This window comes from Algoriphagus sp. oki45 (assembly GCF_036245605.1).
Classification (GTDB): Bacteria; Bacteroidota; Bacteroidia; order Cytophagales; family Cyclobacteriaceae; genus Algoriphagus.
The window spans coordinates 1,935,405-1,958,022 of record NZ_BTPC01000001.1 but is presented as its reverse complement, the minus strand read 5'-3'; the positions used below and the strand labels follow the sequence as shown (position 1 = coordinate 1,958,022).

The window sequence follows — 22,618 nt, the reverse complement described above, 5'->3', positions numbered from 1 at the left end:
TCAAAAATCCATATTCACGAGCATAGCCGCCCCTAATGCAGATCCATTCGGGAAATCACTAGGGATGATTTCCTTTCCGGGAAGTTTGATTCGAAGCATTTCCAGAAATATGTCATTGGCATTGAATCCTCCGTCCACATAGATTCTGTTCACTTCTGCACCTTCCAAAACCAGCTTGAGCGAGGCTACTTGGATATCAGTCAGCTCATGAATGAAGGTATAATAGGCCTCTGTGAATTCGGCAAAAGAGTCCCAATCTGTCTTGTCTGCTTTCTCCAAGCCATAGTCTTGGGGTTTCAAATAGTGAAAGCCGATCCGCTTGCCTGTGTTTCGGGATACTTTTTCGAAAATAGCCTTGTCGAATTTGAGTTTTTTATAAGTACCCAAGGGGAGGTCCCAAAAAGCATACATCTGCTCTACTTGGTGTTTGTGCTCTTCTCCAATAAACAGGCGGGAAATTTTGATCGGCTGGCCTGCAATGCTCAAAAACTGAAGACAATCCTGATTCAGCTCAGCCTCAGTCAGTGCAGTTTTATTGAATGGATTAATACTGATGGCCCAAGTCCCTGTGGAAAGAAGGACAAAGGGATTTTTCTCCTGATTTAAATAGGGCAAAAGTGCTCCTGAGGAGTCATGAACTCCTATCCCGCAGGGAATGCTGCCCAATTCGGATTTTGTTTGAAGAAGAGAGTTTCCCGGTAAGATGGGAGGCAACAGAGGTTCGATTCCTTCCCGTCTTACCCACACATGATAGTCCATTTTTGCAAAATCCCATAGGCCAGTATGACACCCGATACTGGTATAATCCGAGACCATTTGGCCGGTGAAAATCAGGCTGAGGTATTGGGGCAGATGGAGGCAGTGTTTGATCTTTTTGAATTGATCAGGCTTGGCATATTTCAAAAAATAGATCTGAAGGCCTGAGTTCAGCATGGCCAAAGGAGGAGAGGAAGTCTGTTGACAAAAGCCCATTTTCCCTCCGTTTTCATGGTAGAATCTGTACAATAAGTCCTCCGGATAAGGCTTAAGGTAATCGTAAAGCGGAGTGACCGGCTCGCCAGAATCGTCCACATGAACGAAAGAGGCGCCATGACCTGAAAAATTGAGTTTTTTGATTTCAAATTCTGAGAATTCAAGGGACTTTTTGAATGTGTCCAGCATCCATTCCCGAAGAGGAAGTACAGGCTCGCTGGGGAAGCCATCCTCATCGGGAATGGCTTCCAAGCGGGTGTAGGTATGATATACTTCCTTTAGATTTTGGTCAAAGAGGAAGAATTTTTTATTTGTTTTCCCGATATCAAAGACAGCGGTAACGGGAGTTCTGGACATTTAGAGGTACGAGTTACGAGTTAGGATTTACGAGGTTTGGGAAAATCTCATTGGAAGAATTTTCAAATTTTTCAATTTTTAAATCTTTCAATCTAAAGCGACTTTCTCAGCGTCATCCGGAAAGGGTTTTTGATAGGAATTCTATCTTCTTTGCCCATAATTTGCTCAGCAATGGTCCTTCCCATACTATGAAAATCTGTAGAAATAGTAGTGATTCCGTCGGCGAGGATTTCTTTAAGTGGAGTATCGTTGTACGAAATGACTCCCACATCTCTTCCGAGCTTAAAGAGCTGCTCTCTGGATTTCTTTACAATATTGACCAAATCTGACTCTGCAAGAACAATGTGGCAATCTCCCTCATCAAGCGGTTCATCGTCATCTACGCCGTCTACGATGAGGTTTTTGAAGTCATGGAAAAAACAAAACCGCTTAAACCCGTCCATGATTTCAACCGGGTAGAGGTCTCCTTTTGGAAATACCAAAATCAGCCTTCTGTATTTCCTCAAGTGGGAAATCCCAGATTCCAATACTTCGAAAATATCCTTGGCAAAATCCTGATACACTCCCGGAAATTCATTTTCATGACCCTTCACTGCCCGGTCAATAATCAATAGCTTGTCTTTCGGAATTCGCTTGATCAGATCGTAAGCTGTCTCAGGGTGACCTTGGTTATCAAAGAAGTGAGGAGCTAGGATGTAATAATTGTAATTCCCGAGATTTTGCTCCAGCAGGTCTTCAAAAAGGTTCCTGTTGTAATGATGGATGTGGAGGTCCACAGTAGCATTGCCCGAGAGGGTATCCACAATCGAATAATAAATGATCTTTTTGTATGAACTCAGCTTATTGAAGAGCAAAAGAACCTTGGTTTTGGTGCTCATATTGGTAGAGCAGATGTAAAACCCCTTGCCTCTGACTGAGGTGATGATTCCCCGGTCTCGGAGTTCATTGTATGCTTTCTCTACCGTATCCCTGCTCAGCAGAAAATCAAAACTGGTTTCATTGATCGAAGGAATCCGATCACCAACATTCAGTTTGCCTTTTTCGATATCCTCCAAGATAAGATTGACCACCTGAAGGTACTTTGGAGTGCGGGAGTCCACCGCGATTTTTTCGGATTTGTCAAGTAGCATGGGTTATAGGGTTTTGGGTTGTATTGTTGGGTAAGGAAGCTATTTTCAGTCTTATCTTGGGAAAGCCGCAGCAAGACCACCGTCCACATTCAGCATGTTTCCGGTAGATTTGCTTAGCAATCCACTGACGAAGGCAAAAGCCGCATCAGCAATATCGCTTACTTTGACGCTTTCTTTCAAAAGGGTCCGGTTGGCATAGTATTGAGGAAGGTCTTTGACTTCGATGCCATAGGCTTTGGCGCGATTTTCGGCCCAGCCTCCTTCCCAAATATTGGAGTTTTCGATAACAGCGTCCGGATTGACCACATTGACCCGAATTTTGTCATCGGCCAGTTCTGCGGCCATCAGCCGGGACATATGCAACTGAGCGGCTTTTGCAGTGCCATAGGCTACATTTTTCGGTCCTGCAACTAGGGCATTTTTGCTGACTACATTCACCACGTCTCCCCCTAGTCCTTGTTCTCTCAGGATTTTTACACCAACTTTGGAGACATGATATTGCCCCATGACTAAAATATCGTTAAGTCGGGCCCAGTCATCATGGGTATGTGCCTCAAAGGCTCTGGAGATGGAAATGCCGGCATTGTTGACCACAATGTCCAAGCCTCCAAATTTCAGGCAAGTGGCCTGAATCGCATCGGCTAGGCTATTTGAGTCAGTCACATCCAGTTTGGCGCCTAAGACCACATCCTTTCCATATTTCTTTTCAAACTCCTTCACGGCTCCATTCAGTCTTCCCTGATCGATGTCAGTCAGGACCACACAGGCACCTTCCTGCACGAATTTTTCTGCTATACCTTTTCCAATCCCTCCAGCACTTCCTGTGATCAAAGCAATCTTTCTGGAAAGTGGCTTTTCTTTTGGCATTCGTTGAAGTTTGGCTTCTTCCAAAAGCCAATATTCGATATCGAAAGCTTCCTGAAGGGGTAGGGAAACATATTCGGATACAGCCTCGGCCCCCCGCATTACATTGATCGCGTTGATGTAAAATTCGGAAGCTACCCGGCTAGTCTGCTTGTCTTTTGCATAGCTGAAGAGTCCCACGCCTGGCCAAAGAATGATCACAGGATTTGGATCCCGCATGGCCGGACTGTTGGGGTGCTTGTGCTTCTCATAGTAGTCGGCATACATTTCCCGATAGGATTGGAATGCCGATCCGATTTTTTCTTTCAAATCCTGCGTATCAGTGAGATCGGCATCAGCCGCTAAATCCAAAACCAATGGACTGATTTTGGTTCTCAGAAAGTGATCCGGACATGAAGTGCCCATTGGGGCCAATTTCCCCAAGTCGTGGCTATTGATGAACTGGAGAACGGTCTCACTGTCGTTGAAGGTGCCGACCATTCTCTTTTCAGAGGAAGCTAGGCCTCGCAATACAGGAGCGATTTGTGCAGCCTGTGATTTTCTTTTTTCCGGAGAAAGAGAAGCTACCTTTTCTCCTCCAAAAACCGGTCTTTTCTTTCCATAATTGGCGGCGAGATAGGCGGAAGCAGCTTCAATGACTTCAAGACTGTTGATGTAGCAATCGTAAGCAGTATCTGCCCAGGTAAACAGCCCATGTCCCCCAAGCATAATTCCCCGAATGCCAGGGTTTTTTTCCAAAGCCTCCCTGAGCTTTAAACCTAGATCAAATCCCGGTCTCTGCCAAGGAACCCAGGCAATTGCACCTTTCCAAATGTCCTGTGTGATTTGCTCACCATCTTTGGAAGCGGCAATAGCAATAGCGGCATCAGGATGAAGGTGATCGATATGCTTAAACGGAAGAAATCCATGCAGAGGAGTATCGATAGAAGGTGCCTTGGATGCCAAATCATAAATGCAATGATTGAACAGCTCCACCATTTCGTCCTCAAATTCAATTCCCCTATAAATTCCTTCCAACGATCTTAGCTTGTCTACATATAAGCCAGCTAAACCCGACCGGGTGAGTGTACCTATATCTCCACCTGAACCTTTGATCCACATCACCTCTACGGGTTCTTTGGTAAGCGGGTCAAGTTCAATCGTCTTACAGGAAGTATTTCCGCCTCCATAATTGGTGATTCTGAGGTCTGCCCCCAAAATATTGGAGCGATAGAGTAAAAGTGCTACTTCATTGCCTTCAAGCTCAGATGCATTGGACTCATCCCATAGGTAGCTAACATGCTTGAAACTCATTATAGGTGTATTCATGGTTGTTTGAGGGCTTCTTGTTATAATTTGAATTTCAGGGAATCTTGATTTTTAAGTATCCTGTAGTGTCTTGAGAGGTAGAAATTTTTTACAGGAAAAATTCTCTTTGGAATTTCTTTCTAAATATTCTTATAATCTAGCTCAATTGGCTTTTTTCACAAAATGAATAGAAAATTAAAGTCAATATCGGCTTCGGACACAGCAGGATGGGTGACTAGTCCCATTTAATTTTCTTCCAATAAATCTTCACCCAAATGGCCAATCCTTTTTTTAAAAAAATAGTATCGGAAACCAACGAATACGAACGCACTCCTATCCCGGATTCCCAGCTAAAAGGGAATCGGAGTTTTCTCGGAATGTATGCAGGAGAGCATACCGCTGGGACGGAATTCGTAATTGGACCCTTGTTTGTCGCCCACGGAGTCAGCGCCGGAGACTTGGTTTTAGGCCTATTGATCGGAAATCTTCTGGCGGTACTCAGTTGGGGCTTGATTACAGCACCCATAGCGGCGACCAAAAGGCTGACGCTTTACTATCAGCTGGAAAGAATTGCCGGAAAACAGGTAGTACGATGGTATAATCTGGTCAATGCGCTGATGTTTTGTTTTTTGGCAGGCTCAATGATTGCCGTTTCGGCTACTGCTGTCGGAATTCCTTTTGATTTGGAAATGCCTACACTTTCTGATTGGCTGCCAAGGACCCCGGGTTGGATTCTGACGGTCTTGCTCATGGGAGGATTCATCACTTTGGTGGCTATACAAGGGTACAATCAAGTGTCCAAATTCGCCAACGTGATGTCCCCTTGGATGATCCTGATTTTCTTTGCAGCAGGAATTGTGGGTTTAGCGCAGTTGGGAGTTGGCTCGGCTGAAAGTTTGGTTTCTATCGCTCAAGAAGTAATTTGGAATGGAGTTCCACTTCCGGGGATGTCCCGATTCACCATCTGGCATATCATCTTTTTTGCCTGGTTTTGCAATATGGCCATGCATATCGGAATGTCTGATCTTACTATTTTACGGTACGCCAAATCCTGGACTTTCGGATTTTCAGTATTCGCGGGGGTGTATTTAGGGCATTTTGTAGCCTGGATTGCCTCGGGCATTCTCTATGCCGTGTTCCTTCAGGCCAATACCGGTTCTCAAGAATTTGCCCCCGGACAGATTGCCTACCAAACTTTGGGAATTGCAGGAGCGGTCTGTGTGATTATTGCCGGCTGGACTACTGCTAATCCAACGATTTACCGTGCAGGATTGGCCTTGCAGGGAATTTTTCCGAAAGTTCCTACTTGGAAAATCACCGCTATCGTGGGTGGAATAACGAGTTTGGCAGCGTGCTTTCCTGCCTTGGTGATGAAGCTGTTGGATTTTGTGGCGCTCTATGGCTTACTCTTGATGCCGATGGGAGCCGTGATCTTTGCTGATTTTTATTTTTCCCAAAAGATGGGCTTCCGTTCTGAAGGGGCATTGAATTCCAAATCAGATTTCAGCTGGCCTGCCTTGCTCAGTTGGGTGTTAACTCTGGGTTTTTGTTTGGGCTTAAATCTACTTTATGGAGTAGAAATTTTCTTTCTCGGCCTTCCGGGCTGGTTTGTGGCAGTGGCCATTTTCGTCATCGCCTCAAAAATGAAATATCCGCTTACTAATACTCTTGCCTCATGAAAACGGTACTGAAATTTATCTCCTTGCTTGGCTTAATCTTTACGATTTACCCTCCTGTTCTGTATTTCATGGGAGATGCTACCTTAGATAGGATGAAATTTTCCATGGGAATCGGAATGGTGCTTTGGATGCTTACAGCGCCTTTTTGGATAAATAAACAGCAGGAAGAAAGCAAACAATAATTCTATTTACGATTTACGAATTTAGTTTTACGACCTTTTTTCCAGTGATGAACTGATTTTAGAACTTCAATCCAAGAATCATCCAACAACCTGAGAACTAGACAACGAGACAACTTGAGAATCCAATAACCCAAAATCAATCCCAATTCCATGTCCACCTCATTCCACCAAAAATCACTCAACCTACTTTCTGAGCAATTGACTGAGAAGGGAATCGATACATCCGAATTGATTTCCAAGATTACCCAATTCCAGATCGCAGTACCGAGTTGGGCGCTGGGAGCTGGAGGGACGCGCTTTGGACGATTTTCTATTGGCGGAGAGCCTAGGAATTTGGAGGAAAAACTGGAGGATATCGGCCTTTTGGCCAAGCTGACCAAGCGAACAGATGCCGTTTCCCTGCATATTCCATGGGATATTCCTCAGGATACGGAGGCGGTGAAGCAAAAGGCGGCAAGCTTGGGTATCGGCTTCGATGCGATGAACAGCAATACCTTTCAGGATTACGGGCAGCCGCTTTCCTATAAAATGGGTTCGCTGAGCAATGCTGATGCAGCTGTCCGTGCACAAGCAGTGGATCATAACCTACAGGTAATTGAAATCGGGAAAAGTTTGGGTAGCAAAGGACTGACCGTTTGGCTTGCGGATGGAAGTAACTTTCCCGGGCAGGCGCACTTCAGAAAAGCGCTGCAATGGACCACGGAATCCCTGAAGGAAATCTATGCAGGAATGCCGTCGGACTGGAAGTTGCTGTTAGAATATAAGCCCTACGAACCCAATTTTTACCATACAGTCATTCCCGATTGGGGTACTTCGGCGTTGATTTGTCGTCAATTGGGAGATCGGGCAAAAGTATTGGTCGACTTGGGGCATCATCTGCCGAATACCAATATCGAGCAGATTGTGGCTACCCTGATGCACCAAAATCTATTGGCAGGATTCCATTTCAATGACAGCAAATATGGAGACGACGATCTGAGTACGGGAAGCATCAAGCCCTACCAGCTTTTTCTGATCTTTTGCGAACTGATCGGTGGAGCGGCTGAAGGAGTTCAAGCTTGGGATTCTATTTCTTGGATGATCGATGCGAGTCACAATACCAAAGATCCACTCGAGGATTTGATTCAAGCGCTTGAGGCTATTTCTCAGGCTTATGCCAAGGCTCTTTTGGTGGATCGAAAAAAGTTGACTGAATGCCAAAATGAAGGGGATGTGGTGGGAGCTCAGGAAGTGCTACAAGAAGCGTTTTTGACAGATGTAAGGCCTTTGGTGCGGGAAGGCAGAATCCAAAGTGGTGGAGAATCCGATCCGCTGGCTTTTTACAGAAAGGAAAAAATCAGGGAAAAGTTGATAAACAAAAGAGGAAAGAATGCGCAGGCGAGTGGGCTTTAAGCCTAAATTGGAAACTTCAAAAGCTTATTGACGTAATATTTCTCAGTAATAAGCTTACAATTGATTTTTTTCCAACCCCAAGATAATCTAATGCGAATTTGCCTATCGATTTTTTTCTTTCTCGTTTTGGGTAAGCTTTTTTCCCAAACCATCATAGGCACAGTAAAGGAAAAAGGCTCGGGATTGCCGCTCCCTTTTGCCAATGTGTTTGTCAGCAATACTACCTTGGGCAAGGCTACTGATCAGGAGGGCCGATTTCGGATTTCTAGTGACTTGCCCCAGGAAATTGAAGTTGTGGCCTCTTTTGTAGGATACATCACCGAGGTGAAAAAGATATCCACCCGTGGGAAATCCGAAATTCAGGTTGACTTTGAGCTGGCCATCAATGAATCCAATCTGACTGAAATTCAGCTTAAAGCCAAAAGAGACAAAAATTGGGAAAGGGAATTCCGTCGGTTTGAGGAAGTGTTTTTGGCCCTGCCGGATGATCCTTTCAAACCCAAAATTGAGATTACCAATCCCTGGGTAGTGGACTTTGAAAAAGTAAAAGTTCAAGGCGCTCCTAATTATGTCAAGGCAAGCGCTCAAGAACCGCTGAAAATCATCAATCAGGCTTTAGGCTATGAGGTGGATTATTATCTGCAGGATTTTCGGGTTAGTCGTGCGGGATCAAGATTTTATGGACAAGTTTTTTATGAAAACCTTGCCAACGATTCTTTAGCTCAAACCTGGGAGGAGGTTCGGGATGAAAATTACTACCAATCCATTCGGTTTTTGAATCAGGCGATCCTGCTCAACAGTCCCGATACCGCACACTTTCGGGTGTATCATGCGCTACCGGAGCGTTTGGATCGTATCCGAACCAACGATCTGACCCAAGAAATAGGTGAAACAGTTATCCCAATGTCCACAGACTCCATTTTAAGACGACCTAATGGGGATGGGACATTTCGAATTTTTCTTCCGGGAAGGATGGAAGTTCACCATGTGGACAAAGTATGGAAAAACGACTATTATACCAATGTGTATTACGCAGTCAGTTGGATTTTTGCTCCTGAAGGATTTTACGATGTGGACCGAAAAGGAATCTTGATCAATCCCACTCAATTGGTCTTGTCAGGATATATGGGGAGACAACGAATGGCGAGAATCCTCCCCTTGGATTTTGAGCCTAAATCTTCCTTTATGGTAACAGCCATGGAGGCTGAAATTCAGCAAAACCCGATTGAAAAATGGGATAGACTTCGGGAAAAGGCTTGGTTTACCACCAACAAACCGTATTTCTATCCGGGTGAAACAGCATGGATCGGAGGGCAGATGCTCTATCAAGAACCTGCCTGGTCTGACACCCTTAGCCGGGTACTTTATGTGGATTTGTTGGATCAGGATTCGGTGTATCAGTCTTTTATCTTTCCTTTAGAGGAAAGTAGGATTTCCGGAGGTTTTGAAATTCCAGATTCTTTGCCTGCGGGGGAGTATGTACTTCGGGCCTACACGAATTGGAGCAGGAATTTCCCTGAATCGGATCAGTTTCTGCTGGCGCTGCTGGTTTTGGATTCCCGTCTCAAGCCCATATCAGAAAGTTTGGAGGAAGAAGATATTATCGGGGGAGTCACGGTCCAGCCCTCCTTTTCCATTGCTGATTCTCTTTCTTATCGGGTGATGGATTTGGACCTGAGTTTTTTAGATGAATTCCAAAATCCCATCGATGCAAAGTTTGTTCTTTCCTTGACCGATTGGGAAGAAGTGGCTTTTATAGATCAAAACAATGATCTGGAAAAAGCCCTTGACTGGTTGGATTCGGATTTGCCCGCCGGTTTTTCAAATGACTTTTCCTTTCCCATCGAATACGGGATATCCGTAAGGGGAAATTTTATCCCCGACAATCGCAGAAGGCCTTTGGCACAGCCCATCACCATTGTTCGTGGAGATCTGGAGGATTATGGACAAGTTCAGTCCGATAGTATGGGCAGGTTTTGGGCGACAGGTCTTTATTTCCGTGATACGGCACAAATTGCCATTTCTGCGGTCAGTGAGCGCTTGAGGCCCTTTGGTTCGATTGAACTGAGTCCTTTTCCTCAACTTGGACTCCCGGCCTTACTTCCAAAACTGAATTTCGAAACCGAAGCGAGGAGTCAGGAAATTCAGCTATTGGACACCTCGGGAGATTATATTCTGCTGGAAGAGTTTGTCAAGGAGGAAGTTAAGGAGCGGGAGACCATGGCAGACCGGAATTATGGGTATGGCATTCCCAACCGGGAAATGGGTGAGGAGCAATTATCAAAAATGGCAGATTGGAATCAGGTTTTTGGACAATTGGCCTTGTTTGGAAACTATACTTTCGGTGAGAAAACAGGTCCTCCATTGATTATCCTTAATGGACAAAAACTCCCGGGTATTGATCCTGGAGAAATTTTCCTCACTTTAGTTCCTGCCGAAGTGGAGTCGATCAAAGTCTACAATGACAATATCAGCAAATCAGTTTTTGGGATGTTGGGCTATGGGGGTGTTTACATGATTGAGACCAAAAAAGGGTTCAAATCAGGCCCTGATTCCGATCGGAAATTTAATTCCGAAGGGTTTACAATTTTTGAAATCCCGGGCTTTACCGATTTCACCGAATTTCCGAATCAACCCCCTGCTGAGCAATTCCTGAAAAGAAAACCTACCCTGTATTGGGAGCCGTTTGCCCAAACAGAAGGAGGATCGTTTCAGACCCAAGTCAAGGTTCCTTATGGAGTGAAGGAGGTTCGGATCAAAGTAGAAGGCAGGACCATCGATGGGGAAGTAATATCCAAGATTTTGGAGTTGAGGCTTTAATTAGCGTATCGAATGAGGCTGTCTCAAAAGTGAAGTTTGTCACATTGAGCGAAGTCGAAATGTCGTCCATAAAGCTGGAAATGGCCTTCGACTCCTGTCACCCTGAGCACTTGAGATACGAGAGTCTCGAAATCGAAGGGTCAGGCTGACAACTAAACGATTTATTAGATAACCTCATTTAATTAACTCTTATAAAGCTCATAGAAATTTCCCGGTGTTATCACCTTAAAGCTTGAATTCGGATACGTCTCAGAAAATTCTGCCGGGAACTTGCCGGGAGCTCCTTCTGCATACTTGAATTCGAAGCAGATCAAGTGCCCGTCTTTTTCTTCGATGTAGTCAATCTCCTTTTGGTCATAAGTTCTCCAAAAGTAAATGTTGACAAATTTCCGGTGGTTTTGGTTGAACTTGATTCGCTCGGTGATGCAGAAGTTTTCCCAAAGTCCTCCCACATCCGTTCTGAGATTCATTTCATTAAAGTTGCGGATCACGGCGTTGCGGATTCCCACATCGTAGAAGTAGATTTTTTGGCTTTTGGCCAGTTCCTTCCTTAGGTTTCTGCTGAATGAGTTCAGTCGGAAGATCACAAAGGATTTTTCCAGCAGCTCCAAGTATCGCTTGACCGTGTGCACATTTGTTCCGGTGATTTGTGCGAGCTCATTCAAAGAAGACTCGCTTCCGGTCTGCAAGGCAATCGCTGCCAAAAGCTTGAACAGCAAGTCCGGTTTTTTAATTTGCTCAAACTGGAAGAGGTCTTTGTACAGATAGTTGGAAGAGATCTCGGCGAGTTCTTCGATTTTTTCATCTCCAATGCTGTTGAACACCTGAGGATAGAGTCCAAATCTCAGGAAGTTGGGCAGATTGGCTTTGATCTGAATGGGATTGAGCGACTGTCCGATTTCTTCCAGAGAAAAGGGAAGGAGCAGAAACTGACGCGATCTGCCGGTCAGCGGCTCGGAGACCATTCCTGAAAGTTCAAAACTGGAAGAACCCGTCGCTATAAATTGAACCTGCGGAAAGGTGTCCACCAGTACTTTCAATACCAATCCAATGTTTGGAATATGCTGTGCTTCATCAAAAATGATCAGCTCCCGATTTCCGATAAACTCGGCCAAAAGCCCTGAATTAGTTGTGGAAAGGGCGTCTTTGTATTCTTGAAGTTCACAGTTGATGTAAGCCGATTTTTCAGGAAACTTCCCTAGCAGGTGTTTCACCAAAGTGGTTTTCCCGGTCCTTCTTGCACCATAGAGGATCAGGACTTTTCCTTTGAAAAGCTGGTCTTCAACTTGAGAAATGATGGTTCGGGATACCTGCATGAGTTCGGTTGATCTAAATTCATGAGTCTAACTTCACAAATTTAACCAAATATATGAACTCAACTTCATAAATTTAGCTAAATTCATGAAGTCAACTTCACAGATTTCAATGAATTTGTGAAGTTGGGGCATAGAAGCACTAGAAAATACCCTAGATAGAAGGCCTTAGCAGAATCGGCTTACCGGTAGATTTTTCAAGGGGAAGGTTAGCTTGGCTTTCTATCAGCCATCCATAAAGGAGGGTGTAGAGTTCCTTGGTTTTTTCCGGATTCGTACTCGCCAGGTCTTTGGACTCAGCTAAGTCCTCCTTCAAATTATAAAGCTCAACTTTTTGGCTTTCATAGTGCAGAATCAGCTTCCAGTCTCCCTTTCTGACCGCTGCTGCAGGCATCCCCAGTTGATTGGAAAAGTGGGGATAATGCCAAAAAAGGGGGTGTTCTCTGAAGGCTGTTCTGTTTCCAAAAAGAATCGGGGAAAGGGATTGACCATCCCAGGCTTTTTGGGAAGTCAGTCCGGCCAGTTCCCCAAAAGTGGGAGCGAAGTCCAAGTTGGTAGTAGGAAAAGGAGTGACTCCGGGGTCAATTTTTTCCGGCCAAAAGGCAATCAGGGGAACACGTATCCCGCCTTCATAGGGATGGCCTTTCCATTTCCGCAAAGGATCCAAGTTGGTCGGAATAGGCCCAAGTTCCGGTAAACCTACTCCGCCGTTATCCGATGTGAATAGGATTAGCGTGTTTTTATCCAGCCCTTTGCCTTTCAGTTTTTCCATGATCAACCCGATTCCATCATCTACTGATTCGATCATGGCTGCGTAATAGGGATTGTATTTTCCCCCAATCTGCTCGTATTTACGGAGGTATTTGCTGACTTTATCTCCTCTGGGTACTATGAATACATGAGGTGCAGAATAGCTGAGGAAAAGAAAAAAGGGTTGACTCTGCTCCCTTTTTTCCAAAAAATCCAAAGCGTAATCCGTCAGTCTATCGGTGAGGTAATGCGTACCGGTGTCTTGGAATACTTTTTCGTAGCTGTCTTCAAAAATCCCGTAATGGTAATAATCCAAACCATTTTTACCGATCATTCTAGCGAAATCAAAACCCTGAGCCCAGGGTGTCTGATCTTCTTGGTTTCCCAAATGCCACTTCCCAATCATAGCCGTTTGGTAGCCTTTTTCTTTGAAAAGTTCTGCCAAAGTCACTTGTTCTCCGGCTAAATGGGGATTCCAAGGTGCAGGGTCGATCGATAACGAATCCGCTTTTCGGTTGCCCGCGATGAAATTGGTCAGGTGATAGCGGGTAGAATGAATACCCGTCAAGAAACCCGCCCGGGAAGGAGAGCAAACTGGGCTGGAGGAATAGGCATCGGTGAATTTTAAGCCATTATTTGCCAAGAAATCCAAGTTGGGGGCTTCCTGAAAGGGGTTTCCATAGGCAGGTAAATCGGTATAACCCAAATCATCGGTCAGAATAAAAATGATGTTTGGGCCAGACTCTTGCGCAGTCAAATCCGTCTTAGAAAGCAAAAAAAACCACAAAAGGATAAAGAGTAATTTTCTCATGACCAGGCTGTTTTGGATTAGGTTTGAATCAAATTAGGTTAAATTCAGGGAAACTTCCCAAACCATGAAACTTCTTTCAAGCTGTCTTGCCTTTTTCATTTTTCTGTCCTGTTCTTCCCCAAAAGTGGAAAATGAGAGAGAAACAAATCCCGGATTCCAAACCACCGGTTCCATCGAGCGACTGGATTCCGCAGTCAATTCTTTGATTGGTTCGGATGCAAAGATTGAAGTCTTGGCTTCCGGCTTTGAATGGGCTGAAGGTCCGCTTTGGCTGGAGGAGCAGCAGGCCTTGATTTTCACCGATGTCCCAACCAATACCATCTGGAAATGGACAGAGAAGGACAGCCTGACGCTTTATTTAAGTCCTTCTGGGTATTTGGGTGATCGGTCAGATAAGCGGGAACCCGGAGCAAATGGCTTGGCATTGGATCCTCAGGGGAATTTGGTGCTGTGTCAGCACGGGGAAAGACAAGTGGGGAAAATGCTTTCTACTCTGGATACTCCAAAAGCGGAATTTGAAAGCTTGGCGACAGGGTATGAGGGTAAGCGATTCAACAGTCCCAATGACTTAGTGTTTAACTCAAAGGGCCAGCTTTTTTTCACCGATCCTCCTTATGGCATGGATCCTTGGGACGAGAAAGAATTAGATTTTCAGGGCGTATTTCGTTTAGATACCGACGGTACAGTGAATCTATTGGTAGATACACTCAGCCGACCCAATGGAATCGCTTTGAGTCCCGACCAAAGGGCGCTGTATATCGCTCAATCTGATCCGGAAAAAGCTAGATATTACGCCTTTGACTTGGATGAGGTAGGAAATGTGGTTTCGGGAAGAGTTCTTTTTGATGCCACTTCTCTTCAAGGCGAGACTAGAAAAGGCCTTCCTGATGGACTTAAGGTGCATTCCAGCGGTACTCTCTTTGCTACTGGACCTGGTGGGGTTTTAGTGATTAGTCCAGAGGGAAAGCATTTGGGTACGATCCTAACCGAAAATGGTACGGCTAACTGTGCGTTTGATGCCGAAGAAAACTACCTCTATATGGCTGCTGATGCGTATTTGATGCGAATTCAGTTGAAGTAGGAAGTTAGGGGGAAAGGAGGTTAGGAAGTATGGGAGTTGGGAAGAGACGTCACTGCGAGGAGCAAATTCAAATCCTCCATTGTTTCAGATGTTTGCTGTGACGAAGCAGTCTTTATGTGGAACTCTACTTCAAAAGATTGCTTCGGGGCTTGCCCCTGTGTTTTGATATTCAAAGTCTACTAAAAGTCCCTCGCAATGACGATAGACGTCACTGCGAGGAGCAAAAATAACCCTTCAATAATTTTCAAATTTTGCTGCGACGAAGCCGTCTTTATGTGGACTTTTCTTCAAAGATTGCTTCGGGGCTTGCCCCTGTGTTTTGATATTCAAAGTCTACTAAAAGCCCCTCGCAATGACGATAGACGTCACTGCGAGGAGCAAATTCAAATCCTCAATTATTTCAGATGTTTGCTGCGACGAAGCAGTCTTTATGTTGAGCTCTACTTCAAAAGATTGCTTCGGGGCTTTACTGTATTTTATTAGAAAATCTTTATGTGGCCCCTCGCAATGACGGCTAAACCTTTGGCAACTTCCAAGGCTCACGATACTCTGGCCAAATCATCGCATTGGCTGCATCATTCCCGAGAAACTGTCTTTTTTCATCATCCCAAACCAAAGTTTCCCCACCGATTCTAGCCGCAATATTAGGGATGTGGGCATGTAGAGCAGCCAATCTTCCTGCCTCGGGAGGGCAGTTGGGCTGATTCCGTGTCTTGATGCATTCCACAAAATTGGCCACGTGGAGGTTGTGGGATTCTTTGGTGCCTTCCAGTTTTTTGACCTCGCATTTTGGGGCATTGGCAGTTCCGTCCCATTCGGGGTAAATTTCATAGCCACTTCGGTTGACGACCAAGGTGCCCAATTCACCCACATAAGCAATCCCATAAGGTTTGTTATAAGGTCCACTTTGAAGACCTCCGTTCATATCGTAATTGATCAGAAAATCTTTTTTGGGAAACAGGACATTCATCGTGTCAAAGGTGTCTCGGTCTCGGTTTTCCTTATTGGCATTTCTGGCGTAAGTCATCACAGTCGAAGGTGCCGCTGGATTTTCTTCCACCCAAATCGCCATATCCAAGAGATGGACACCCCAATCCGACATTAATCCTCCTCCGTAATCCCAAAAGTGTCTCCAACTCCCATGGAAGCGGTTAGGATTGAAGTCCCGCTTAGGTGCGGGTCCCAGCCAAAAGTCATAGTCCACCCCATCCGGAACCGGTGTGGCAGGTTTAAACTCGTTGCCGAGACCATAGTTGAAATTGGACCAAATGTTCACTTTTCGGATTTTGCCCAGATAGCCGCTTTGGATCAAGTCGCGGGACTCGACAAATGCTTGTCCGGCACGCTGCTGCTGACCCACCTGCATGATTCGATTGTGTTTAGCTGCTGCCTGGGCCATGAGATCACACTCTCCGATGGAGTTGGCCATGGGTTTTTCGACGTAGACATCTTTTCCCGATTGGCAGGCAGCCACTGCAATCAGACAATGCCAATGGTCCGGGGTGCCGATGATGACTGCATCCAAATCTTTTCTTTCCAGCAGTTTTCTGAAGTCAGTGTATCGTTCGGGTCTTTTTCCGGTAGCCTCTTCTACCTCTTTTAGTCGCTTGTCCAGTACACTTTGATCCACATCGCAGATGGCCACGCAGTTCACCTCAGGTAAGGCTAGGTGATGTCGGAGAATGCCAAAGCCCATGTTATTGGCGCCGATCAAGGCGACTCGGATTTGATCGCTCGATGCAATGCGCTGCCGGGCTTGGAGTAGTGCAGGGGAAAGCCAAAGGCCTCCTGCGATAAGGCTGGATTGTCGGATAAAGGTTCTTCGCTGGGTCATTTTGGGTCTGGATTGGAGTTTGTCATATTTAAATTAGCTGAAAAAGGAAGGGTAGAAAATAGACATCTAATGAAAATACTGATCTCCGTCAGCTTTTTGAAAAAATATTCCAAAAAATGTGCATAAGTCAAAAAAATAGGTGGATATCCTGTGTTTTTATAGGAATTTATTCGGGGAAAATTTGTGGGAAAGTTTTTAGTTAAAAGCTTGTTTTCAGGGCTTTATTGATGCAACTTTGATTATAGCAAGTGAGAGATAAATGGCCGAAAGTAAGATTTCGGACCGTGGTTTGACAGGATGAGATCAGGCGCGAAGGGGATTTTACCGCAAGGTAAATTTCTGAGACGGACCACCGCAGAAGTGCCAAAAACGATGAACTGAATCTAAGTTTCTCTTCGGAGGATTTAGAGTTCCGGCATGAAGGATTGGGAAAGCAATTTCCCTATTGAAAGAGGCAACTCCAGAAGTGCAACCACGGATTAATCAGGGCTTGAATCCCTCGGGTGAAAAGCAAATCCATCGGGCACAAAGGAACAGTTGCTCAAATGCAGCCGTTTGAAACGGACCACCGCAGAAGTGCTATCACGATCGGCCCTAGAATCCGCCGTCGGGCAGATTCAGGATACCGGGCATGAAGGGGCTTTCCTCCGGGAAAGTCTGAGAAGGGCAACCGCAGAAATGCAGCAAGGTATCTGAAAACGGGGACATGCTCTTCGGAGCGACTGCAGACCTTCGGTTTTGACTCGGGCAACTGGGAATAGCCGCATGAACTGTAGCTTGGAGTGAATTGGGGACTATGGTTTTCAACTCACTAAATGGGAAGCTTTCGTCAAGAAATGCTTCCCATTTCTGTTTTTTACCATTTTTTACTTTAATACTTTCATCCGCTCCTTCCAATCCCTCAAATAGGCTGACCGAAACCGGTTGACCGTCTTTGCGCCGGGCCTATTATTTTCCACTAAGTCGGGATCGGGCCGATCAGTCCAATAGTCTGGTCTTTTAGGATCTTTTATAAATGAACCTCCCCAACTTTCCCCCGAAGGGTCTTCCAGATTGCCATCAAGCAGGTAGAGGACACTTGGGGTATCGCCCATTTTGATGTCTGGCTTTTTTTCAAAAAACAGCTTACCCATTGCTCCAAAATCTTTCACATACCTCTCCACAAAGGAAATATTCCCCCAAGGATCATCCTGAATACCTCCCATATACATTCCCCTGAAGGTGGTGTTGTTTTCGATCCACCAAAAGTCAGGATGGTAATTCCACAGGTAATCCCTGGATTTCTGATCCTGCTGGGTATTCCAAGATCCAATGGAATACACCCGGATCAGCCGCTTGATTTCGGGATAAAAATGGATGGCCTGGGCCAAGTCAGTCATCGATCCCCAAACCAGAATGTAGACAGGTTTCCCATAGTTCAGAATTTGCTCGGCCATAAATTTTGCTCCCTCGCTTAAGCGTTCCGGCTTTTCGGAAGACTGTATTTCTTTTTCACCCTGAAGCGATACACTACGAAGCAGTTCCGGACTGGGATAGTCCAACCCCGTGGATTCTAATTTGGGAAAATCCAGCTGATACGCATTCAATACTTCTTCCATATCGCTCAGACGTCCTTTTCCGGGAGGGGAGGAGAGGATTGCCAAAGTTTCAAACCGATCTGCATAGACCAAAAAGTGAATCAAGGATTGATGGTCATCCGGGTCATCTCCACCGATATCGGTCGAAATGATCACCGGTATCTTTTCTTGAGAAAATCCAGGATAAAAAGACACTATAATCAGCAAAATGCTAAACGGAATCAGCTTTTTCATAAAAATTATGGGACAGGATGGGGTTATTGTTTTGTCTTTCTTAATTTCTGAAAAAATCCACACCATGTCCATGCGCCTATTGATAATTATGATGGTAATAGGGTCTTTTTCCTGTCAGAGCCCTGTAAAAGAAACCAGAGAAACGCCCCCCAACGTGATTTTTATCCTTGCCGATGATTTGGGCTATGGAGATTTGGGTTTTCTGGGTCAGCAATATATCGAAACTCCCAACATTGACCGCTTGGCTACTGAAGGGATGGTTTTTCTCAATCACTATTCAGGTTCCCCAGTCTGTGCACCTTCCCGATCCACCTTGTTGACCGGTCTGCATACCGGGCATACGCCGGTCAGGGGTAATTACGAAGTACAGCCCGAAGGGCAATATCCCATGCCGGATACTCTTCTGACTTTGAGTAAGGTATTTCAGCAAGCCGGCTATGCCACAGGAGCCTTTGGCAAGTGGGGCTTGGGCTTTATCGGCACATCCGGTGACCCAAGCAATCAGGGCTTTGACCAGTTTTTTGGATACAACTGTCAGCGCTATGCGCATCGCTACTATCCCGCGTATTTGTGGGAAAATCAGACTCAGATCAATCTTCCTGGGAATGACTGGACTAATAAATTCACCTATGCTCCGGATTTGATTCAGGAGAAAACGCTGGATTTTATTGAGAAAAATGCCAAAAATCCCTTTTTCCTCTTTATGCCCATCGTGATGCCCCATGCGGAACTGGCGGCTCCCGAGGATGAGATTTTTCAAAAATATCGGGCAAAATTTGGCGATGAAACTTCCCACCAAGCTCCTCCCGGAGGTGATTATGGCCCGGAGATGAAGATTCCCGGCTACCAATCCAATCCCTATCCGAGAGCTACTTTTGCCGCTATGGTGGAGCGGATTGATCGGTATGTGGGAGAAGTGGTTGGGAAATTGGAGGAATTGGGGCTAAGCGAAAATACCCTGATCGTCTTCACATCCGATAATGGGGCACATTTTGAGGGAGGAGCCGATTATGATTTTTTTGATAGCAATGGACCTTTCCGAGGATTGAAAAGAGATCTGTATGAAGGAGGAATCCATGTACCCCTAGTCGTTAAGTGGCCAGCAAAAGTAAAAGCCGGAAGCCAATCGGACCACGTTTCTGCTTTTTGGGATTGGTTGCCCACATTTGCTGATATTTTAGGAGAAAAGTCTCCGGAGGGAATTGATGGGATTTCATTTTTGCCGTCCATGTTGGGAGATTCCAATCAAGCCAAACATGATCATTTGTATTGGGAATTTCATGAATTGGGAGGCAGGCAGGCTGTACTGAAAGACGGTTGGAAGCTGGTCAAATATCAGGTGAAAGATTCCACCAAGACCACCATCGAGCTGTTTAACTTAGCGGATGATCCACAAGAAAATAAAGATTTGGCAGCTCAAAATCCGGAAAAGGTAGAGGAATTGGAAAGAATAATTAAGGATTCAAGATTTAAGAATCCGGTCTTTAATCTGTTTTTGGATGAAAAAAATTAGCCCAGATTTTTGCCGTTCAATTCTTTAATAATTGAATCAATTTTCTCCTCAAAATCCGGAATGATTTGTTCCACAACTGCCCAAACAGCCCAAAGATCCACTCCGATATAATCGTGGATTAGTTTGTCTCTCATTCCGGCGATCTTCTTCCATTCAATCTTGGGATAAGTTCCTCGAAATTCTGCAGACAGCTTTTTTGTAGCTTCTCCGATGACCTCTAGGTTACGAATGACTGCATCTTGAACAAGTGGGGAACTTAGAAAATCAGACTCTGAAAAGTCTTGAGTGTAAGACCTGATTTTCCGAATACTGGATAAAAGATGTTCCAGATAGATTCGAGGATCTTTTTTCATTACAAGATCCTGATTAGGTCTTTTTCAATAAGTGACTTTAGCGGAGGATGAAGCGATTTTTGGGTGATTAAATCGACTTTTATTCCCAATAAATCAGATAGTTCTTGCTCCAGCCCAATGAGTTCCAAAAGGTTTATTTTTTCCTCAAAATCGATCAAAAGATCCATGTCAGAATCCTCATTTTGTTCTCCACGTGCATAAGATCCAAAAATCCCGATTAGTTTGGGTTGGAACTTTCGTGTTACCTTTTTGATGATGGCCTTCTGAGTTTCTGTGATCGCCATTTTCTTGATATTAAACCAATAGATGGATAAAAGTTATTGATTTATTTGAAGAAAATAAAAAACGGGAGCCATCCGGCCCCCGTTCCCTTACCCAATCATTTACTTATTACCCTATAAGTTGGATGAATATATTTTTCTTTTGATCGGAGACTATCCTTCTCTGACCTGCCTTGCCCTTTAGGTCCAATCCCAAGCTACAATAGCCCAATCGAATAAGTCGTCTTTGAACTTATGAATAACCTCAAAGCCCACTCTACGGTGGGCAGACAGGGACCGGGTATTGCTTTTCGCAATTTCGGTGATGGCAAAAGAATAAGTTTCTGAAAAAGCTTCCCGATAGGCTGCATACATCCGATCAAAAAGACCCTGCCCCCGATGACTTTTCCCCACACAAATCTGCCCGATGACTAGGTACTCAAAATCTGAAACTCTCTTCCCCTGATAGTACAATTGATCAAATTGAGCGAACATCGGGATCAAAATCGGGACCAAATCCTTGCTCGCTTTGGTCATCGCCAAAATGTACCCCACCACTTTCTCTCCATCTTTGGCTATGATGTGGGGAGCGATGGAATTCATCAGCTGAATCTGGTCCATGCTGTGTCTTACCGTCACGAAACCTTGCTCTTTCTTTTCCGACTCGGTGACGGTGTGGAGGTGATTTTCCCATTGCAGGTCCAGTATTCCTTGAAATTCGGCTTGGGTTTCCGCAGATTTGATTTGAAGCATAGCTTGGGAGAGGGATTGGAAAGGGTTAATTTACTCCAGTAATTTCTGCTTAAATTCAGATCAGACCAAATATCCCAAGCAGGATAGATTGAGTCTGAAATTGCTTAGTTTTAACAGTCTCAACCCAACCTAATCTCAATGAAATTCAACAAATACTTCTTCGGAACCTGGATTTTCCTGTTTGCTCTCTTCGCTTATTGGCAGTTTAACGACCCCGATCCTGAGGTGTGGGTGAGCATTTATGGAGTAGCGATGATCTTTTGTTTGCTGGGTGTTAGAGGGATATTTCCGAAGATTCCATTGACTCTGGTCGTTGTTTTATCCGTTTTGGGAGCTATTTATTTCTTTCCCGGAGGAGTGGGAGATTGGATTGCTGACGAATGGGCCCAGAAAGACCTGACCATGAAGACTCCTGAAATGGAGGAAAACCGCGAGACCTTTGGCTTGGCAATTATTGCCTTGGTGCTCAGTCCAGCCCTGTACAAAGCCTGGAAAAAGTAAAAAATTTAAGACTATAGAAATACAGTAGAAATACAACTCGCTTCGCTCGATGAAATAAGGGTAGAAATAGATTTCAAGAGGTATTTCCAAGGTATTTCTACCTCCGCAGGAGGCAATATTTCCGTTGTATTTCAAATCAATTTCCAATAAAACCAAACCCTTAAACCTGATGAAAAAAATTATTCTTTCTGCATTGGCCATTTTGCTTTGCTTTGGTGCTTTTGCCCAGCTCCCCAAAACTTCTACTTCCAAGTACTTCGAGATAAGAAAGTACATTGCTCACCCCGGTAAACTTCCGGATTTGATCAAGCGGTTTGAAGATCATACCCGTCACCTTTTTGAAAAGGCCGGGATGGAAAATATCGTTTATTTCGTGCCTGAAGAAAACACGGACAATTCCCTAACCTATATTTTGGGCTATCCTGATGAGGCGGCAAGAGAAAAGAGCTGGGAAATCTTCTTGAATGATCCGGTGTGGAAAAAAGCCTATGAAGAATCTCGGGTCAATGGACCTTTGGTCAAAAGCATAGAGCAAACCTTTATGGTTTTGGCACCGGAACTGAATGACACCCCGATTCCTACCGGAAGTGGGATTTTCCAAATGAGGACTTACCACTGCTTTCCCGGAAAAATCGAAAATATTCAAGCCCGATTCCGTGATCATACCAGAGCCTTGTTTGAAAAGCAAGGTTTAAAGAATTACCCTTATTGGCTGACTGTAGAAAAGGACGGAGCTCAGCCGAAATTGATCTATTTGCTTGGTCATGATTCCAAAGAGGCATTTAATGCTGCTTTTGACCGATTCAGAACTGACCCAGAGTGGATTAAGGCCCGTGATGCTTCAGAAGAATCAGGAAAAATTGTCGAAAAGGTAGACGCCGTATTCTTTAATACTTTGCCTTTTTCTCCAATGAAGTAATTGAAGAATTGAAATTTGATATTAAAAAGCCGTACC

At 44.7% G+C, this 22,618-nt stretch carries 19 protein-coding genes; 9 read left to right on the top strand and 10 right to left on the bottom strand.

What is annotated here, in order from left to right:
- The 3 genes from AAA942_RS08490 to AAA942_RS08480 all read right to left on the bottom strand — a co-directional run bounded on the left by AAA942_RS08490 (position 1) and on the right by AAA942_RS08480 (position 4,631).
- Positions 1-1,329, bottom strand: coding sequence for an FGGY-family carbohydrate kinase (locus AAA942_RS08490; protein ID WP_338219811.1), 1,329 nt, complete (start codon positions 1,327-1,329; stop codon positions 1-3).
- 92 nt (positions 1,330-1,421) lie between these two features.
- Positions 1,422-2,459 (bottom strand): GntR family transcriptional regulator, encoded by a 1,038-nt coding sequence (locus AAA942_RS08485; protein WP_338219810.1) that lies wholly within the window; start codon positions 2,457-2,459, stop codon positions 1,422-1,424.
- A 51-nt stretch (positions 2,460-2,510) separates the two neighbouring features.
- Complete coding sequence (locus AAA942_RS08480) at positions 2,511-4,631, bottom strand: bifunctional aldolase/short-chain dehydrogenase (RefSeq protein ID WP_338219809.1); 2,121 nt, start codon at positions 4,629-4,631, stop codon at positions 2,511-2,513.
- A gap of 254 nt (positions 4,632-4,885) precedes the next feature.
- On the opposite strand from AAA942_RS08480, the gene AAA942_RS08475 reads away from it, so the two are divergent.
- From AAA942_RS08475 to AAA942_RS08460, 4 genes are all read left to right on the top strand, one after another.
- Entirely contained in the window at positions 4,886-6,289 is a 1,404-nt protein-coding gene (locus AAA942_RS08475; protein WP_338219808.1) for a purine-cytosine permease family protein, read from the top strand.
- Complete coding sequence (locus AAA942_RS08470) at positions 6,286-6,471, top strand: hypothetical protein (protein ID WP_338219807.1); 186 nt, start codon at positions 6,286-6,288, stop codon at positions 6,469-6,471. The genes AAA942_RS08475 and AAA942_RS08470 overlap by 4 nt, the downstream gene beginning before the upstream one ends.
- Positions 6,472-6,621: 150 nt before the next feature.
- Positions 6,622-7,863 carry a TIM barrel protein gene (locus AAA942_RS08465; RefSeq protein ID WP_338219806.1) on the top strand — a complete coding sequence of 414 codons (1,242 nt, stop codon included), beginning with the start codon at positions 6,622-6,624 and terminating at the stop codon, positions 7,861-7,863.
- A 90-nt stretch (positions 7,864-7,953) separates the two neighbouring features.
- Positions 7,954-10,683 carry a carboxypeptidase-like regulatory domain-containing protein gene (locus AAA942_RS08460; protein ID WP_338219805.1) on the top strand — a complete coding sequence of 910 codons (2,730 nt, stop codon included), beginning with the start codon at positions 7,954-7,956 and terminating at the stop codon, positions 10,681-10,683.
- Between the two features lie 182 nt (positions 10,684-10,865).
- Here AAA942_RS08460 and AAA942_RS08455 read toward each other — a convergent pair whose 3' ends face one another.
- Both AAA942_RS08455 and AAA942_RS08450 read right to left on the bottom strand, forming a co-directional pair.
- Positions 10,866-11,999, bottom strand: a complete 1,134-nt coding sequence (locus AAA942_RS08455) for an ATP-binding protein (protein WP_338219804.1) — start codon at positions 11,997-11,999, stop codon at positions 10,866-10,868.
- Positions 12,000-12,150: 151 nt separating this feature from the next.
- Positions 12,151-13,557 carry a sulfatase gene (locus tag AAA942_RS08450; protein WP_338219803.1) on the bottom strand — a complete coding sequence of 469 codons (1,407 nt, stop codon included), beginning with the start codon at positions 13,555-13,557 and terminating at the stop codon, positions 12,151-12,153.
- 64 nt (positions 13,558-13,621) lie between these two features.
- Here AAA942_RS08450 and AAA942_RS08445 point away from each other — a divergent pair, with 64 nt between their 5' ends.
- Complete coding sequence (locus tag AAA942_RS08445; RefSeq protein ID WP_338219802.1) at positions 13,622-14,638, top strand: SMP-30/gluconolactonase/LRE family protein; 1,017 nt, start codon at positions 13,622-13,624, stop codon at positions 14,636-14,638.
- A 514-nt stretch (positions 14,639-15,152) separates the two neighbouring features.
- Here AAA942_RS08445 and AAA942_RS08440 read toward each other — a convergent pair.
- A complete protein-coding gene (locus AAA942_RS08440; RefSeq protein WP_338219801.1) occupies positions 15,153-16,472 on the bottom strand; it encodes a Gfo/Idh/MocA family protein in 1,320 nt (439 codons plus the stop codon).
- Positions 16,473-17,027: 555 nt separating this feature from the next.
- Between AAA942_RS08440 and AAA942_RS08435 the strand changes: the two genes are divergently transcribed.
- Complete coding sequence (locus tag AAA942_RS08435; protein WP_338219800.1) at positions 17,028-17,168, top strand: hypothetical protein; 141 nt, start codon at positions 17,028-17,030, stop codon at positions 17,166-17,168.
- A gap of 170 nt (positions 17,169-17,338) precedes the next feature.
- On the opposite strand, the gene AAA942_RS08430 is transcribed toward AAA942_RS08435, so the two are convergent.
- On the bottom strand, positions 17,339-18,283 hold the full coding sequence (locus AAA942_RS08430; RefSeq protein WP_338219799.1) for a nucleoside hydrolase-like domain-containing protein: 945 nt from the start codon (positions 18,281-18,283) through the stop codon (positions 17,339-17,341).
- Positions 18,284-18,347: 64 nt separating this feature from the next.
- Between AAA942_RS08430 and AAA942_RS08425 the strand changes: the two genes are divergently transcribed.
- On the top strand, positions 18,348-19,796 hold the full coding sequence (locus tag AAA942_RS08425) for an arylsulfatase (RefSeq protein ID WP_338219798.1): 1,449 nt from the start codon (positions 18,348-18,350) through the stop codon (positions 19,794-19,796).
- On the opposite strand, the gene AAA942_RS08420 is transcribed toward AAA942_RS08425, so the two are convergent.
- From AAA942_RS08420 to AAA942_RS08410, 3 genes are all read right to left on the bottom strand, one after another.
- The gene (locus AAA942_RS08420; protein ID WP_338219797.1) at positions 19,793-20,149 is read right to left on the bottom strand and encodes a HepT-like ribonuclease domain-containing protein; all 357 of its coding nucleotides are present in this window, start codon (positions 20,147-20,149) and stop codon (positions 19,793-19,795) included. The genes AAA942_RS08425 and AAA942_RS08420 overlap by 4 nt on opposite strands.
- Positions 20,149-20,433: a nucleotidyltransferase family protein gene (locus AAA942_RS08415; RefSeq protein WP_338219796.1), complete on the bottom strand. Its 285-nt coding sequence runs from the start codon at positions 20,431-20,433 to the stop codon at positions 20,149-20,151. The genes AAA942_RS08420 and AAA942_RS08415 overlap by 1 nt, the downstream gene beginning before the upstream one ends.
- A 177-nt stretch (positions 20,434-20,610) precedes the next feature.
- Positions 20,611-21,162 carry a GNAT family N-acetyltransferase gene (locus AAA942_RS08410; RefSeq protein WP_338219795.1) on the bottom strand — a complete coding sequence of 184 codons (552 nt, stop codon included), beginning with the start codon at positions 21,160-21,162 and terminating at the stop codon, positions 20,611-20,613.
- Positions 21,163-21,300: 138 nt separating this feature from the next.
- Between AAA942_RS08410 and AAA942_RS08405 the strand changes: the two genes are divergently transcribed.
- Together AAA942_RS08405 and AAA942_RS08400 are read left to right on the top strand one after the other, a co-directional pair.
- On the top strand, positions 21,301-21,663 hold the full coding sequence (locus tag AAA942_RS08405) for a transmembrane 220 family protein (RefSeq protein ID WP_338219794.1): 363 nt from the start codon (positions 21,301-21,303) through the stop codon (positions 21,661-21,663).
- Between the two features lie 169 nt (positions 21,664-21,832).
- Positions 21,833-22,582 carry an NIPSNAP family protein gene (locus AAA942_RS08400; protein ID WP_338219793.1) on the top strand — a complete coding sequence of 250 codons (750 nt, stop codon included), beginning with the start codon at positions 21,833-21,835 and terminating at the stop codon, positions 22,580-22,582.
- The last annotated feature ends 36 nt before the right edge of the window (positions 22,583-22,618 follow it).